The organism is Yoonia sp., from assembly GCF_965660735.1.
Taxonomy (GTDB): domain Bacteria; phylum Pseudomonadota; class Alphaproteobacteria; order Rhodobacterales; family Rhodobacteraceae; genus Yoonia.
In genome coordinates, this window is record NZ_CBFIBD010000018.1 from 37,895 (window position 1) to 53,049 (window position 15,155).

Annotated in this window: 16 protein-coding genes; 3 read left to right on the forward strand and 13 right to left on the reverse strand. The window is 61.3% G+C overall.

The features are described 5' to 3' along the window. The first annotated feature begins 108 nt into the window (after positions 1–108). Both ACTG4B_RS08595 and ACTG4B_RS08600 read left to right on the forward strand, forming a co-directional pair. Positions 109–1,575: a leucyl aminopeptidase gene (locus ACTG4B_RS08595; protein WP_439155287.1), complete on the forward strand. Its 1,467-nt coding sequence runs from the start codon at positions 109–111 to the stop codon at positions 1,573–1,575. A gap of 1 nt (position 1,576) precedes the next feature. Next, positions 1,577–2,032, forward strand: a complete 456-nt coding sequence (locus tag ACTG4B_RS08600) for a DNA polymerase III subunit chi (RefSeq protein WP_439155288.1) — start codon at positions 1,577–1,579, stop codon at positions 2,030–2,032. A gap of 125 nt (positions 2,033–2,157) precedes the next feature. Here ACTG4B_RS08600 and ACTG4B_RS08605 read toward each other — a convergent pair whose 3' ends face one another. From ACTG4B_RS08605 to ACTG4B_RS08620, 4 genes are all read right to left on the reverse strand, one after another. Continuing rightward, on the reverse strand, positions 2,158–2,736 hold the full coding sequence (locus ACTG4B_RS08605) for a retropepsin-like aspartic protease family protein (protein WP_439155289.1): 579 nt from the start codon (positions 2,734–2,736) through the stop codon (positions 2,158–2,160). Between the two features lie 16 nt (positions 2,737–2,752). Then, positions 2,753–3,382 (reverse strand): MarC family protein, encoded by a 630-nt coding sequence (locus ACTG4B_RS08610; protein WP_439155290.1) that lies wholly within the window; start codon positions 3,380–3,382, stop codon positions 2,753–2,755. An 80-nt stretch (positions 3,383–3,462) separates the two neighbouring features. Then, positions 3,463–5,316, reverse strand: coding sequence for an ABC-F family ATP-binding cassette domain-containing protein (locus tag ACTG4B_RS08615; protein WP_439155291.1), 1,854 nt, complete (start codon positions 5,314–5,316; stop codon positions 3,463–3,465). Between the two features lie 41 nt (positions 5,317–5,357). Next, positions 5,358–6,668 (reverse strand): MFS transporter, encoded by a 1,311-nt coding sequence (locus ACTG4B_RS08620; RefSeq protein ID WP_439155292.1) that lies wholly within the window; start codon positions 6,666–6,668, stop codon positions 5,358–5,360. 121 nt (positions 6,669–6,789) lie between these two features. On the opposite strand from ACTG4B_RS08620, the gene ndk reads away from it, so the two are divergent. Then, positions 6,790–7,212 carry a nucleoside-diphosphate kinase gene (gene ndk / locus ACTG4B_RS08625; protein ID WP_439155293.1) on the forward strand — a complete coding sequence of 141 codons (423 nt, stop codon included), beginning with the start codon at positions 6,790–6,792 and terminating at the stop codon, positions 7,210–7,212. A 233-nt stretch (positions 7,213–7,445) separates the two neighbouring features. Here ndk and ACTG4B_RS08630 read toward each other — a convergent pair whose 3' ends face one another. The 9 genes from ACTG4B_RS08630 to ACTG4B_RS08670 are packed head-to-tail and all read right to left on the reverse strand — an operon-like array spanning position 7,446 to position 15,028. Further along, positions 7,446–8,576 (reverse strand): alpha-hydroxy acid oxidase, encoded by a 1,131-nt coding sequence (locus ACTG4B_RS08630; RefSeq protein WP_439155294.1) that lies wholly within the window; start codon positions 8,574–8,576, stop codon positions 7,446–7,448. A gap of 1 nt (position 8,577) precedes the next feature. Continuing rightward, the gene (comE, locus tag ACTG4B_RS08635; protein WP_439155295.1) at positions 8,578–9,132 is read right to left on the reverse strand and encodes a sulfopyruvate decarboxylase subunit beta; all 555 of its coding nucleotides are present in this window, start codon (positions 9,130–9,132) and stop codon (positions 8,578–8,580) included. After that, positions 9,129–9,635 (reverse strand): sulfopyruvate decarboxylase subunit alpha, encoded by a 507-nt coding sequence (locus ACTG4B_RS08640; protein WP_439155296.1) that lies wholly within the window; start codon positions 9,633–9,635, stop codon positions 9,129–9,131. Before ACTG4B_RS08640 ends, comE begins: the two co-directional genes overlap by 4 nt. Positions 9,636–9,687: 52 nt before the next feature. Next, positions 9,688–10,101, reverse strand: coding sequence for a universal stress protein (locus tag ACTG4B_RS08645; RefSeq protein ID WP_439155297.1), 414 nt, complete (start codon positions 10,099–10,101; stop codon positions 9,688–9,690). Positions 10,102–10,119: 18 nt separating this feature from the next. Further along, entirely contained in the window at positions 10,120–11,106 is a 987-nt protein-coding gene (locus ACTG4B_RS08650; protein WP_439155298.1) for a zinc-dependent alcohol dehydrogenase, read from the reverse strand. Further along, positions 11,103–11,864, reverse strand: a complete 762-nt coding sequence (locus ACTG4B_RS08655; protein WP_439155299.1) for an SDR family NAD(P)-dependent oxidoreductase — start codon at positions 11,862–11,864, stop codon at positions 11,103–11,105. Before ACTG4B_RS08655 ends, ACTG4B_RS08650 begins: the two co-directional genes overlap by 4 nt. Then, positions 11,857–13,164 carry a histidinol dehydrogenase gene (gene hisD, locus ACTG4B_RS08660; protein WP_439155300.1) on the reverse strand — a complete coding sequence of 436 codons (1,308 nt, stop codon included), beginning with the start codon at positions 13,162–13,164 and terminating at the stop codon, positions 11,857–11,859. The genes ACTG4B_RS08655 and hisD overlap by 8 nt, the downstream gene beginning before the upstream one ends. 11 nt (positions 13,165–13,175) lie before the next feature. Beyond that, on the reverse strand, positions 13,176–14,504 hold the full coding sequence (locus ACTG4B_RS08665; RefSeq protein WP_439155301.1) for a TRAP transporter large permease: 1,329 nt from the start codon (positions 14,502–14,504) through the stop codon (positions 13,176–13,178). 11 nt (positions 14,505–14,515) lie between these two features. Beyond that, on the reverse strand, positions 14,516–15,028 hold the full coding sequence (locus tag ACTG4B_RS08670; protein ID WP_439155302.1) for a TRAP transporter small permease: 513 nt from the start codon (positions 15,026–15,028) through the stop codon (positions 14,516–14,518). Positions 15,029–15,155 lie beyond the last annotated feature (127 nt).

Consider the following 15,155-nt stretch of genomic DNA (forward strand, 5'->3'; position numbering starts at 1 on the left):
GTTGCGGCAAACTAGCCCATCCGCGTGGCGGTTTGAACAGCTATCTGGTCATTGTGCCGGTGGCGGGCTACCAATTGCGCAACGAACCGTTCACATGAAGGAGCCACCATGACCACCCCCGCAGAAATCCAGTTCAAAGAGGTCGATCTTGACGCAGTGGCCACCGCGACGGGAAAGGTGGCGGTTTTCATCGGCCCCGACGGCAAACTGGATGCGGGCGCGCGCAAGGTGAACACGTTGACCCGCAAGGTGCTGAGCCGTTTTGTGCAAAGCGATGCCTTTGAAAAGATGGCAATGGGCGATCTGACGGCACTGGCCTGGCCGGCCGGATTGGCGGCACAGGCAGTGCTTGTGGTCAAGCTGGGGCGCCGCCCGTCGGTGCAGGATGCCCGCAAGGCCGGCGCGCAACTGGCCAAGGCGCAAAACGGCAGTGATCTGTTGATCTGCGCAGGCAGCATCGCCCATGCCGATGAAATCGCATTGGGGCTGGCGCTGCGGGCCTATACGTTCGATGCGCATAAGACAGGTGAAAAGAAACCGGCGGGGGACGTCACTTTCATGGCGGCCAACCCCGAAGCCTTGGCAAAACGCGCAGCCCCCATGGCCGCAATTGCCGAAGGCGTGTTCTTTACCCGCGATCTGACCAATGAACCCGCCAACATCCTGACCACCCATGATTTCGCGGCCCGTCTGGCCGCGATGCAGGAACTGGGGCTCGATGTGGAAATCCTCGAGGAAGAAGAGCTGACCAAACTGGGGATGCGCACGCTGCTGGCTGTCGGCCAAGGGTCGATCAGCCCTTCCAAGGTGGTGGTCATGTCATGGAACGGTGGCGGCGACGAGGCCCCCTTTGCGCTGGTGGGCAAGGGTGTCGTGTTCGATACGGGCGGGATCAGCATCAAGCCCGCAGGCGGCATGGAAGACATGACCATGGACATGGGCGGTGCCGGCGTCGTGGCGGGCGTCATGCGCACGGTCGCGCTGCGCAAGGCCCGCGCCAATGTCGTGGGCGTCGTGGGGATCGTTGAAAACATGCCCTCGGGCAGTGCCACCCGCCCCGGCGATGTGATCCGGTCCATGAAAGGTGACACGATCGAGGTGATCAACACCGACGCCGAAGGGCGCATGGTGCTGGCCGATGTGCTTTGGTATACGCAAGAGCGGTTCAAACCAAAGGCCATGATAAATCTTGCCACGCTGACGGGTGCGATGCTGGTGGCACTGGGCCATGAAAACGCGGGCGTCTTTTCCAATTCCGACGACTTGTCGGGTGCGTTCATCAAGGCGGCGGGTACCGAGGGCGAAGGCGCCTGGCGGATGCCGATGGGGCCTGCCTATGATGAATTGCTGAAATCACGCATCGCGGATATGAAAAATGTGGGCGGTCGGTTTGCCGGGGCGATCACGGCGGCGCAGTTCCTGCAACGCTTCGTCAAGGATGATGTGCCATGGTGCCATCTGGATATTGCCGGTGTCGCCAGCATGAAAAAGGAAACCGCACTTGCGCCTGCCGGGGCCACCGGCTGGGGTGTCATGGCGCTGAACCGGCTGATCGCGGATAAATACGAGACCTGATATGGGGGCTGTATTTTTCTATCACCTGACTGACAGCCCGCTGGAGGGCACCTTGCCGATGCTGATCGGCAAAGCGCGCAGTGCGGGTTGGCGGGTGTTGGTGCGTGCGCCTGATGCCGGTTCGCTGACGCGGCTGGACGAAATATTATGGCAGGGCCCAGAGGATGGGTTTTTGCCACACGGCATGGCGGGGGGCGCGCATGACGCCGATCAACCGGTGCTGCTGGGCAATGTAGCAGCCACGGGGTTTGCCTGCGTGATGAGCGTGGGCGGCGCCGATGTCAGCCCTGAAGAGGTTGGCACGTTGGAACGGACCTGTATCCTGTTTGACGGGCATGATGCGGCCGCAGTCGATCGCGCACGCGGCCAATGGAGGGCGCTGACCGATGCGGGCTGTGCGGCGCAATATTGGGCGCAACAGGATAGGCGCTGGGTGAAAAAGACTGAAAAAGGGTAGGGCACGCAGACCCGCGACCTAGGGTTCAGCGCCGAAATCGTCGAAACTCGGGTCAAATCCCTGCGGCAGCTGTGGCGCCGGTGCGGCGCAGGCTGCAAGCAGCAAAAAGGTCAGCGCAGCCCGGATCATCGCGACAGCACCAATTGGTCATTCGCAATCTCGATCCGGCCGAACCGGCCCAGATAATCCATTCCGAGCAGGGATGCATCCATCTGGCCCCCGTTGACCACCGCAGGCACCTGCGTGTCGATGATGGGCCCCAGCGCGACCCTGCCCAGCGTTACCGGCGCTGTGCGCACCAAACCGTTTGCCGTGCTGGCCGTACCGAAAAATTGCAGGCTGGCCGGGTCGATCCCGACGCGCTGTGCATCGGCTTGCGACAGTACCACCTGCGATGCGCCGGTATCAACGATGAAACGCACGGGCTGGTCGTTGATGTTCAGGGTCAGGTGATAATGCCCGTTCGCACTGCGCGGCACTGCGATCTGGCTGTCCGTAATGATCGCCTGCCGATTGGTGACATCGCGGCTGATGTCCTCCCACAAACCATAGGCGCCGATGACGCCAATAAAGATCAGCACCCAGATTGCGCCTTGTTGCAACGTCTTGCCCAGATTATCGCGGTTGGCCACGAAAAAGGCCCCGGCAATCGCCGTGCCAAGAAGGCCAAGGTAGACAAGCTGCATGATCTGGTCGGTGCTCATGACGGGTATATAGGGCTTAACCGCCGATACCAAAACCGCGCAGGCCATCAAGGATGAATTGCACGGCCAATGCGGCGAGCAACATGCCCAATACCCGCGTGACGATATTCAAACCTGTTTTGCCCAAGGCCCGTTCGATCGCGGGCGCGGCAAGAAAGGCCAGCAATGTAATCAGCAAGACAGCCAGCAACACCCCGGCGATGGCCGCGAAATCGGCCGCATGATCTGCCTGACCGGCCAGCAGAATGATCGTGGTGATAGCACCCGGACCCACGATCAGCGGCAGGGCCAGGGGAAAGACCGACGGGTCGTCATGATGTTCGGCCTGACCTTCGGCGGCATTTTCCTCGCGCCGGGCCTGCCGTTTCTGAAACAACATATCCAATGCCGTCAGGAACAGCAGAACCCCGCCCGCGATCCGGAACGCATCCATTGAAATGCCGATAAAGCCCAGCACCGCCTCGCCCAGAAACAGGAACAACAGCATCAGCGCGGCAGAGACAACGCAGGCGCGGATCGCGATGATGCGGCGTTGCGCGGCTGTCATTCCCTGGGTCAGCGCGATAAACACAGGGGCCAGCCCGGGCGGGTCCATGATGATGAACATCGTGGTAAAGGCGGCAATCAGGGCGGGAAGTTCGGTCATGGTGTCCTGTCTGACAGGGATGGGATCAGATTTCTAGAAACTTGCAGCCTTGGCGGGCGTTTTTTTAGTCAAGATCGATATCAGGCTTTTTGGGCCTTTTCGAGTTTTTCAAGGGCGGCCATCCACATCGCTTCGGCCCGTTCCAACCCGTCCATGACTTCTGCATATTTCTTGTTCCAGGTCGCAAGCTCGCCCGCCTTGCCGTCCTCGTAAAGCGCTGGGTCGGCAAGTTTCTTGGCAAGTTTGTCGCGCATGTCATTGATTTTCTTGACGCGCTCTTCGTTTTTGCGCACATCGGCGCGCAGCGTTTGCAGCGCCTCGCGCGTGGGCTTGGGGGCGGTTGCAGGTTTTGGCTTTTCCTTGTCCGCCGGCTTGTCAGGGGTCAGAAGCATCTTGCGATAGGCTTGCAGATCGTCGTCATACGGGGTGACGTGGCCGTCCTTGACCAGCCACAGACGGTCGGCGACCATCGACAACAGGTGCATGTCATGGCTGACAAGGATCACAGCACCCGAATACGCGGTCAGCGCCTCGACCAGGGCTTCGCGGCTTTCGATATCAAGGTGGTTGGTCGGCTCATCCAGGATCAGCAGGTGCGGCGCGGGCAGGGTGGCCAGCAGCAGCGACAGACGCGCCTTTTGCCCGCCTGATAGCCGCCCGACGGCGGTGTCGGCCTGATCAGCGCCCAGCCCGAAACCGGCCAGACGCGCGCGCAGGCGCGCCTGCCCTTCGTTGGGGCGTTCGCGGAACAGGTGATCGAGCGGGGTTTCCTCGATCCGCAATTCATCCACCTGATGCTGCGCGAAAAAACCGATACGCAGCTTGTTCGATGTCACCATCTTGCCGCGTGCAATGGGCAGCCGGTCAGACAGCATTTTCGACAGGGTCGATTTGCCCTCGCCGTTGCGGCCCAGCAGTGCGATCCGGTCGTCCTGGTCGATGCGCAGGTTCAGGTCGTGTAGCACAATATGGTTGCCATAGCCTACTGCGGCACCTTCGGTGGCGATGATGGGGGGCGACAGTTCCTCGGGTTCGGGAAAGGTGAACACGGTGCGTGCGGCGTCTTCGGGCGCGCGGATGGTTTCCATTTTTTCCAGCGCCTTGACGCGCGATTGCGCCTGTTTGGCCTTGGAAGCCTTGGCCTTGAACCGGTCCACAAAGGCCTGCAAGTGGGCGCGCTGCGCATCCTGTTTCTTGGCCGCTGCCGCAATCACCGCTCGGTTCGCCGCGCGCTGCTTGGCAAACATGTCATAGGTGCCGGTGTAGTAGATCAGCCCCTTGTCTTCCAGATGCAGGATGCCGCCGACGGACCGGTTCAAGAGTTCGCGGTCGTGGCTGACGATCAGCACGGTATGGGGGTATTTGACCAGATATGCCTCGAGCCACAGCGCACCTTCAAGGTCAAGATAGTTGGTCGGTTCGTCCAGCAACAACAGGTCAGGTTCGGAAAACAGCACGGCAGCAAGCGCCACGCGCATCCGCCAGCCGCCCGAAAAGGCCGAACAGGGCATTTTTTGTTCGTCATGGGTAAAGCCAAGCCCCCTGAGGATCGTCGCGGCGCGTGCCTCGGCTGACCAGGCGTCGATATCGGCCAGACGGGTCTGCACCTCGGCGATGCGGGCGGGATCGGTGGCGGTGTCGGCTTCGGCCAGCAGCGCCTCGCGTTCGGTATCGGCGCGCAGGACGGTGTCGATCAGCGATACCTCGTTGCCGGGCACCTCTTGGCTGACGCCGCCGATTTTCCAGCCGCGCGGGATGCTGACGGTGCCGGTGTCGAGCACCATTTCGCCGCGGATAATCCGAAACAGCGTGGTCTTGCCCGACCCGTTGCGCCCCACTAGCCCGACCTTGTGGCCGGTAGGGATGGTGACGGTGGCGTGTTCGACCAGTGTGCGGCCTTCGACGGAATATGTGATGTCTGAGATTTTGAGCATGGTCGCGCTTTGCCTGATGTGGCGGGTGCCGTCAATCGGCCTTAGCCATTGGTGGGCCAATGGTGATGTTCATCGTCGATAATCAGGGCATGAGCGTGCTGTTTTTGCCCGCTCTGCAGATGCGGATGATCGCGCGGCAGATCGGGATGCGCATGTGGGACAATGACGGGATCGCCCAAAGGCCATAACCGCCACGCCGCAATGACCCCGACACCGCCAAGCAGGGCCAGGATACCCAGGGTGGCCTGGGCCCCGAACAGGGTCATCGCCTGTCCCGCCAGCGGATATGTGAGCAGCCAGCAGCTGTGCGATAACGCGAATTGTGCGGTAAAGACCGCAGGACGGTCGGCGCTGTGGGCGGAACGCCGCAAAAGCCGGCCTTGCGGGGTAAGCGTCGTGCCGTATCCAAGGCCGGTCAGCGCCCAGAGAAACAGGAGCATCGACCAGTTCGGGGTGACGAACGCCTGCGCGCCCATCAGTCCTGTCAGCAGCAGCGCGCCGCCCATCATCACGGGCCGGTCCCCGGTGCGGTGCAGCAGGCGCGGCAGCGCCAGGGCCGCCAGCATGGACCCAAGGCCAAAGGCGGCAAGTGCCAGGGCCACGTCGCCTTCGCTGCCACCAAGGCGTGTGCGCACAACGACCACTGTATTGACGATCACAAAGGCACCGGCCGCCGCCGCTGTCAGGGTCAGCGCCAGTAGCCCGCGCAACCGGGGTGTGGCCAGATAGATCACCATGCCGCGCGTCAGCCGGTCGCGAAACGGGCGGGTCTTGCCGGGGGGGCGTCGGGGCAGGGTGGTGGCACCAATCAAAAGCGCCGAGCCGATGAACCCCAGCACCGTGCCGCCAAACAGGCCGTGATAGCTGATGAACAACAGCAGCAGACCGGCCAGCGCAGGGCTTATCAGGTTTTCCAGATCATAGGCCAGCCGCGACAGCGACAGGGCGTTGGTGTAGTCATCCTCGTCCGGCAACACATCGGGGATGGTGGCTTGGAACGTTGGGGTGAAAATCGCCGATGCGGTTTGCAGCACAAAAATCGCCAGATAGATCTGCCAGATATCCGTGATGAACGGCAGTGACAGGGCAACGCCGCCACGGATCAGATCGGCCCCGATCAGGACCGGTTTGCGCGGCAAATGCGCGACCAGTGCACCGGCAACCGGCGACAGGCCGACATAGGCCACCATTTTGATCGCATAGGCCGTGCCCAGCACCGATCCTGCGGCTTGCCCTGCCAGATCATAGGCCAGCAGGCCAAGTGCAACCGTCAACAGCCCCGTGCCGGTCAGTGCGACAACCTGCGCGGCAAACAGCCTGCCGAAAACGGGATGAACAAGAAGGTGCCACATCGATGCACGCTAGCCCGTGTCGCAGGCATGGGCAATTCGCGGCTTTTCATGGGCGGGGCTGCGTGGTAGGGCGCAGCCATCATTTACCCGGGGCTTTTCCCGCAGCAGACAAGAGGCTTACATGGCTATTCAGCGCACTTTCTCGATCATCAAACCAGACGCGACCAAGCGCAACCTGACCGGCGCAATCATCGCCAAATTCGAAGAGGCCGGCCTGCGCGTCGTCGCCTCCAAGCGGATTCAGTTGACGCTGGCGCAGGCGCAGCAGTTTTACGGTGTGCACAAGGAACGCCCGTTCTTTGGTGAACTGTGCGAATTCATGATTTCCGAACCGATCGTTGTGCAGGTTCTGGAAGGCGAAGACGCGATTGCAAAGAACCGTGAAGTCATGGGCGCCACCAACCCCGCAGACGCCGCAGCCGGCACGATCCGCAAGGAATTTGCACTGTCGATCGGCGAAAATTCGGTTCACGGATCGGATGCACCTGAAACCGCTGCCGAGGAAATCGCATTCTTCTTTTCCGGTCTCGAACTGGTCGGGTAAGTCAGGTTCAACCCCGAACTGCGGGAAAATCCGAGTCAAACAGAACCGTCTGCACCTGTGGTGCGGGCGGTTTTTTATTGCGCTCTGCCTTTGGTGATGCCCGCATGTCCCGACAGATATGCTTGATCGACGACCCCGCGTTCAAATGCGCACGCCTGACGCTGCCGATCGTTGCCACTACCGATATCCTTCTGAACAAGCACCACCTTTCAAGAATGGCACACCCGTGTGCGCTAATTGTGTTGCCCGGTCTTTCGCAAGACGTCGGCCAAGGCATGCGGTGACAACTCCCTTGCGCCGATCTGGGCCAGTGTGATGCTGACTTCGTCGCGCAAGACCTGCCACAGCTTTTGCAGCCCTTCTTCGCCCTCTGCCGCGATGGCGAATTGCAGGATGCGGCCCAGAAAGGTGAAACCGGCCCCTTGCGCGTAGGCCTTTACGATATCTTCGCCCGACCGCAGCCCACTGTCAAAGAACAGCGGAAAATCAGGGCCAAGTGCTGCTCGAATTTCCGCAAGCATGGCAATCGGGGCTGGGGCGCTTTCCAGCTGCCTTGCACCGTGGCTGGACACCTGAATGGCATCGACACCCGCGTCGCGCAGCAGCAGCGCGTCTTCGGTGCTCAGCACGCCTTTGACGACCAGTTTGCCCGGCCACATATCGCGCAGCCGTTTCAGCGTGTCGAAATCGGCCCTGGCGCGGCTTTCGGTGCGGTCAAAATCGAAACCTTCCATATCGAAATTCGCCATTTGCGGGCGGCCTTTGAACAGTGCGGCCAGTGACCAACGTGGATGCAGGGCAAAGTCGATGAACTGTTTCGGCCCGATCTTGAATGGCATGGTGAAACCATGACGCAATTCGCGGGGGCGGCGTCCGACCTCTGGCACGTCCACCGTCAAGACAATAGTCTGATACCCGGCGGCCTTGGCCCGTTCGACCAGTTTGAACGTGCCGGTGCCGTCGCCGCTGAAGTAAAGCTGGAACCAGGCGTGCCCTTCGGCGGTTTCGATCAACGGTTCCATTGCTGTCGATGCCACCGTCGATACCCCGAGCGGCACCTTTTCGCGCGCAGCCAACCGGGCCAGCATCAGGTCGGCCCCGACGCCGGACAGGTTGCACATGCCCATGGGGCTGATACCGAAGGGGGCACCAGTGGGTTGACTGAACAGGGAAGATGCCAATGACCGCTGGCTGACATCGCGTAGAATGCGCGGCCGGAATTCCAGCGCGTCAAAGGCCGCGCGGTTGCGCGCGGCCCCTGTTTCGGCGCCAGCGGCACCGTCGATATAGTCGAACACCATCCAAGGCAGACGCCTGCGCGCGATCCTGCGGGCATCCGCGCTGGAATGAATGCCGGACGCCATTCTAGCTGGCGACCGCTTTCATGAACCTGTCGCGGATGACCACGGGGTCCATCGTGATGACGGGCAACTTGATGTTGCCGCTTTCGCATTTCGATACGATCACGGTCATTTTCTTGCTGTCGATGGCCGCCTGCAAGACCTTGCCGGTGTCTTGGGCCTGACAGGTCACGACGTTTTCGCACCCGCAGGCAGCGGCCACGGCTTCGAGCTTGGTTTTCTTGCCCGCATAGGTGGGCTGGTCGCCGGTGGACCCATAGCTGCCATTGTCGATGATCAGCAGGATATAGTTGTCGGCCACGTTGTTGGCGATCGTCGGCAAAGTGCCAAGGTTGGTCAGCACCGATCCGTCACCGTCGATGGCAATGACGGTCTTGGGCTGCGCCAGCGCAAGCCCCAGCCCGATGGATGATGACAGCCCCATGGTGCCCAGCATGTAGAAATTCGTTGGCTGGTCGTCGATCATATGCAGTTCCTGACTGGGCAGGCCGATGTTGCAGACAACCAGTTGGTCACGAAGAATGGGCGCGATCTCGCGCAGGATTTCAGAACGGATCATTGGTCGCCGTAGCCTCCCCAGAAGGACGCATCCGTCAGGATCGCCACAGGTTTGTTGCACATGAAGGTGTATTTCAGGATCGCGTCCAGCTCGTCCGCATCGCTTTCGCGGTGGAAGTGATAGGTTGGGATATGCATCTGCGCCAGCAGCGCCTTGGTATGCACGGCCATTTCGACCTGACAGGCGACGGGTTCGCGCAATTCACCACGGTAGCTGATCAGCATGGGCAGGGGCATACGGTAGAACTGGGTCAGTGTGGCCAGCGTATTGATCGTGACCCCGATGGCGGTGTTCTGCATGATGATCGCGGGCCGCTTGCCCCCCATGAAGGCCCCGGCGCACAGGCCCATGCCTTCGTCTTCCTTGTTGGCGGGGATATGAAAAATTTCGGGTCGGGCTTCGACTTCGTCGATCACCCCGGCCAGTTGTTTGCACGGGACCGTCGTGATGAACGACACGTCATTGGCGACGAAGTCATCGACGATTTTCCTGGATATGCTCACTTTGTAAAGTCTCCTGTTTTGCGCCTTTCAGGCACGTTGAGCGTGACGATTGTCAGGGTGTTGTGCGCAGCACATGCACCGCACAGGGCGCATGTCGCACGACGCGGGCGGCGGTGGACCCCAGCAGGTAATCCCGCAGGCCCGGTTTGTGCGAGCCCAGAACGATACAGTCGATCCCGTTGCTGGTGGCGTAATCAATGATGGATCGGCCGCTGTGGCCCTGGATGGTTGCGGCATCGACATCGGGCATATCCCTGACACGGTCCTCCATCCGCGCCCTGGATTTGGCAAATGCGGCTTGCACGTCGGCTTCGTCCAGATAGGCGCGCACGGATCCTTCGGGGGCTTCATGAATATGCAGGGCGGTAATCCTGCCACCTTCGGACAGCAATGTGCGCGCCACATCCAGGGCGCTGATACCGATGCCGTGGTCAAGTGCCATTGGAACTAGGATATTCTTATACATGAGAGGTCTCCTGCGGTGTCATGACTGGGGTTCGAGAATGATTTTCGGGGCGGCGCTACGGCCTGCACGGATATCGTCAAAGGCGGCAGCCCCATCGCCCAGTGGGCGGGCTTCGGTCCAGTCCAGCGGGCCAAGGCGGCCGTCAAAAATCGCCGCGGCGGTGTCGCGGAAATCCTGTGCGGTGTAGGTATAAGTGCCGATAAAGGTGATTTCCTGCAAGGTCATCCGCCGGATATCAAGCCCGCCTTTCGCCTCGCCCAGGCCGATGTGACCGATCACGCCGCCGGGGCGCGCATGGGCAGAGGCCGTGGCGCGCGTCGCGGCATAGCCGACCCCGTCGATGACGATATCGAACAGGGCGGTTTCGCGCAGATCGTCGGGCGAGATGGCGTTTTGTCCGCAATGATCCACCAGATAGGCCCGGCGCAGCGGGTTGGGTTCCAGCACAGTGACATCCGTGATCCCTTGGGCGGTCAGCGACAGTGCCGCGCCCAGCCCGATCGCCCCGCCGCCGATCACCAATGCGGTGCCGTCGCGGCCAAGGGCCTGTCGCGCCAGCCGCACCGTGTGCCAGCCACAACCGATCGGCTCGGCCAGCGATGCTTTGGCAAAGCTGACGTTATCGGGAATTGTCACGAGGTTTTCGGCGCGCATTGTCACATATTGCGCGAATGCACCTTCGCGTGGCGGCATGGAAATGATCATGCGGTCGGGGCACAGATTGTCGCGCCCCGATGTGCAGGCAGTGCAAGCGCCGCAGGTGACCAGCGGGTTCAGCGTGACACGTTCGCCTGCACGGTCCCCGCCGACGATCACGCCCGCCGCCTCATGCCCCAGGATCAGCGGGGCAGGGCGCCGTTCGTCATGGCCCAGGTAGGCATGCATGTCCGACCCGCAGATGCCCACCGCCTCGATGCGGATCAAGTGTTCACCGGGGCCTGCCACCGGGTCTGGCGCATCGCGAAAGCCAAGCTGTTCGGGGCCGTCATAAATGAGTGCCTTCATTTCGCGGTAAACCCCCCGTCAACCATCAGAACCTGGCCCGTGACATAGGCCGAAGCCTTGGAACATAGAAAAAGCATCGGCCCGTCGATGTCAGACAGATCACCGTTGCGCCCGATGCATGTCTGTGCGGCGTTGCGCGCGGCGCGGTCGGGGTCGGAAAACACCGCATTGGTCAGTTCGGTGGGGAAAAACCCCGGCCCGATGGCGTTGGCGGTGATGCCGTCGCGCGACCATGCCTCGGCCATAGCGCGGGTCAGCTGGCCAATGCCGGCCTTGGACGTGCCATAGGCGATGCCGCCGGGAAACGCCCGCGTCGTCTGGAGCGAGGCAAAGTTCACGATCCGGCCCCAGCCCTTGGCCTTCATCGCAGGCACCAGTGCCTGTGACAGAAAAAACGGTGCGGCAAGGTTAAGGTTCATCGTGATGTCCCAGCCATCGGGGGTGACGTCATCCGCCGCTTGCCGCGTATTGATGCCCGCCGCATGCACGATGATATCCGGCGCGCCAAAGGGGGCGGCGACGGCCTGTGCGATGTCAGCGATCTGGTCGCGTTGCGACAGATCGGCGGCGACGGTGGCGGCATCTGCACCCGTGGCATCGGCCCAATCGGCCAATGCTTCGGCCCGGCGGGCAACGCCCACGACCTTTGCACCGGCAGCAGCCAGCACGATGGCCGCCCGCTGACCAAGCCCCGCAGAGGCCCCGGTCACGCAGGCGACACGGCCCGTCAGGTCAAACAGGGTGCGCGGATCAGCCATCGGCGCTGAGGTCAAAGTTTTCGCCGGGAAAGTATTTGGCAAGGCGCACATCGGCGGCGCGCGCGTGGCCTTCCATACCTTCCAACCTTGAAATCCGGGCCGTCGCCTGACCCACACGCTTGGATCCTTCGCGGGTGGCGCGCTGCCACGTCACAATTTTCATGTATTTATGAACCGACAGGCCACCGGTATAGGATGCAGCCCCCGATGTGGGCAGCACGTGGTTGGTGCCGCTGGCCTTGTCACCATAGGATACGGTCGTTTCCTCGCCCAGAAACAGCGAACCGTAGCAAGACAGCCGGTTCAGCCACCAATCAAGGTCTTCGGCCTGCACGGTCAGGTGTTCGGGGGCGTAATCGTCAGAACAGGCGGCCATGTCCTCGCGGTCGGCGCAGACAATCACTTCGGCATAATCGCGCCATGCGGCGGCGGCGTTTTCGCTGTTGACCGGCGGCAGATCGGCAATCAGGCCGGGGACCAGATCCATTACCTTTTCGGCCAGCGCGCGATCATCGGTGACCAGCCAGACGGGCGAGTTGTAGCCGTGTTCGGCCTGGCTGACCAGATCGGTGGCCACGATGAACGGATCTGCGGTCTTGTCGGCCAGAACCAGACTGTCGGTCGGGCCGGCGATCATATCGATGCCCACGCGCCCGAAAAGCGTGCGTTTCGCTTCGGCCACAAACTGGTTACCGGGGCCGACAAGGATGTTGGCCTTGGGCAGGCCGAACAGGCCGAATGTCATTGCCGCAATCGCCTGCACCCCGCCCATCGCAAGGATCGTGTCCGCGCCGCTGATATGGGCGGCATAGACGATGGCCGGGTTGATCCCGACGCCGGGACGGGGCGGGGATGCGGCCATGATGTGATTGCAGCCCGCGACCTTGGCGGTGGTCACGGTCATGATGGCGCTTGCCACGTGGCTATAGCGCCCGCCGGGGGCATAACATCCTGCGGCATCCACCGGGATCGCCTTTTGGCCGGCGATCAGACCGGGCACGATTTCCAGTTCCACATCGGTCAGCGTCGATTTCTGCGCTTCGGCAAAGCGGCGCACGTTGTCCTGGGCAAACTGGATATCCGCCTTGAGTTTGTCAGGCACCAGATCGGAGGCGGCAGCGATTTCTTCGGCAGTCAGGATGATGTTGCCATTGTATTTGTCGAATTTCGCTGCGTATTCGCGGGCGGCGTCGTCACCGCCGGCCTCGATATCAGAGAGGATCTTGTTGACGATATCCCGCACGTCAGATGCGTCCGAGGTCGCGGTCAGGGTTGCCTTCTTGAGGTATTCTCTTGCCATTGGTTTTGGTCCTACTTGTAGATGTCTGGCAGCAATGTGGTTGAAAGGGCCGGGATATACGCGATCATCAGCACGACGATCAGCATGAAAAAGACGAAGGGCACGGCGCGTGCCGCGATCTTGAGGATGGATTCGCCGGTGATGCCCGACACCACGAACAGGTTCAGCCCCAGCGGTGGCGTGATGAACCCGACACCCAGTGCGGTGATCATCATGATGCAGAACTGAATTTCGTTCATCCCGATATTGTCGGCCAGCGGTTTCAGGATCGGTGCAAGGATCACGATATTGGGCGTCGTTTCCATTACGCAGCCCGCCGCGATCAGGATGCCGATCATCATCAGGATCAACAACCATGGTTCATTGGTCAGCGACGTGACCGAGGTCACGAACCCCTGCGGCACACCCATGATGGCCAATGCCTCTGCCAAGGGGGCGGAAAAGGCGATGATCGGCAGGATGATCCCGTTGACCTTTGCCGAACTTAGCAACATGGCGGGAAAATCGCTCAGCTTCAGGGTTTTGAGGATAAAGCCCATGATGATCGTGACCACCACGGCGGTCGCGCCTGCCTCGGTCGGGGTCAGACGCCCCGAAAAGATGCCGTAAAAGATGATGCCGGGCACGATGAACGCATACCAGCCGGATTTCAGCGACGCCAAGAGGTTGGCGAAATATTCGGCCATGGTGACGTTCCCGCCGCCCTCATAGCCATAAATCCGGTTGACGACCACATTGGTGATCAGGATCGAACACAGGATCGCAAGTCCGGGGATCAGCGCCGCCAGAAACAGGGTGGAGGCCGATATGCCAAGCACCAGACCGATGATGATATAGGCAATGGATGGCGGGATCAGGATGCCGGTACAAGCCCCGGCCGCGACAAGCGCACAGGCATAGGGGCGGGGATAACCCGATTCCACCAGCCGGTCGATCGTCATCCGCCCGACGGCGGCGGCACCCGCCGCATCAGACCCGGAGATCGCGGCACACATACCACAGACCAGCACGGTGGCCGATCCGAAACCGCCCTTGGCAAAGCGGGTCAGCGCCTCGGCCACATCAAGGAATTTGCGCGACAGCCCCGTGCGCACCAGAACGTCGCCGGTCAGAATGAAAAGCGGCACGGCGGTCAGGGCAAAGGCATCAATGCCGGAAAAGAGGCTTTCGCCAACTGCGCTAAGCGGCATGTCGCCCGACATTTGCAGCATGGTGATGGCAGCGGCGCCAATCGCCGCCCAGACCGGTACGGCCAGCGCGATCAGGCCCACAAACATGAGAACAGGCAGGTAAAAATCCCAACCGAGTTCAACGGTCTGACTGAGAGTGTTGAAAAGCATTGATTATCCCCTCAATCAAACAGCTTGTCGCCTTCGTAGACGGGTGTGCCGTCGCGAAGGCTGCGCAGATCACGCAGGAAGGATTGGATCAGTCGCAGGATCATCAGGGCAAAACCAATCGGCACCGCCATCAGAAACCAGACCTTCGAGACGCGCAGGCCATCCGTGACAGAGCCGAATTTGGCCGAGACATGGACGGTCTCAAACGACCAGTAAAGCGCGATGACAGCAACGAGGAACATCACCAGATCGCCAAAGATATAAAGCAGCGCCTTGGGCCGTGGTCCAAGGTAATGCATCAGCACATCGATCCGGATATGGGCGCGCTCCTTGACGGCGACAGCGGCCCCGATCCACGCCAGATAGATAAAGGAATAGCGCACGATTTCTTCGCCCCAGATCGACGAATAGGAAAACAGCTCGCGGCGCAGAACCTCGACCGCCATTGTCAACACAAGCATCACGTAAAAGACCAGAAGGGCCCACCGTTCAGCGTTGCGGTTCAGGATACGCAGGAAATGCATGGATCACCTCTTGATGGCAGGACGCGGCCAGCGCGCATGGCGACAACGGGGTCGTCGCGTTGGGGCGGCGGGCACCGGCTTTCGCGGTGCCCGCCCATCTGCATTATGCGTCGTGGACGTAGTAGCG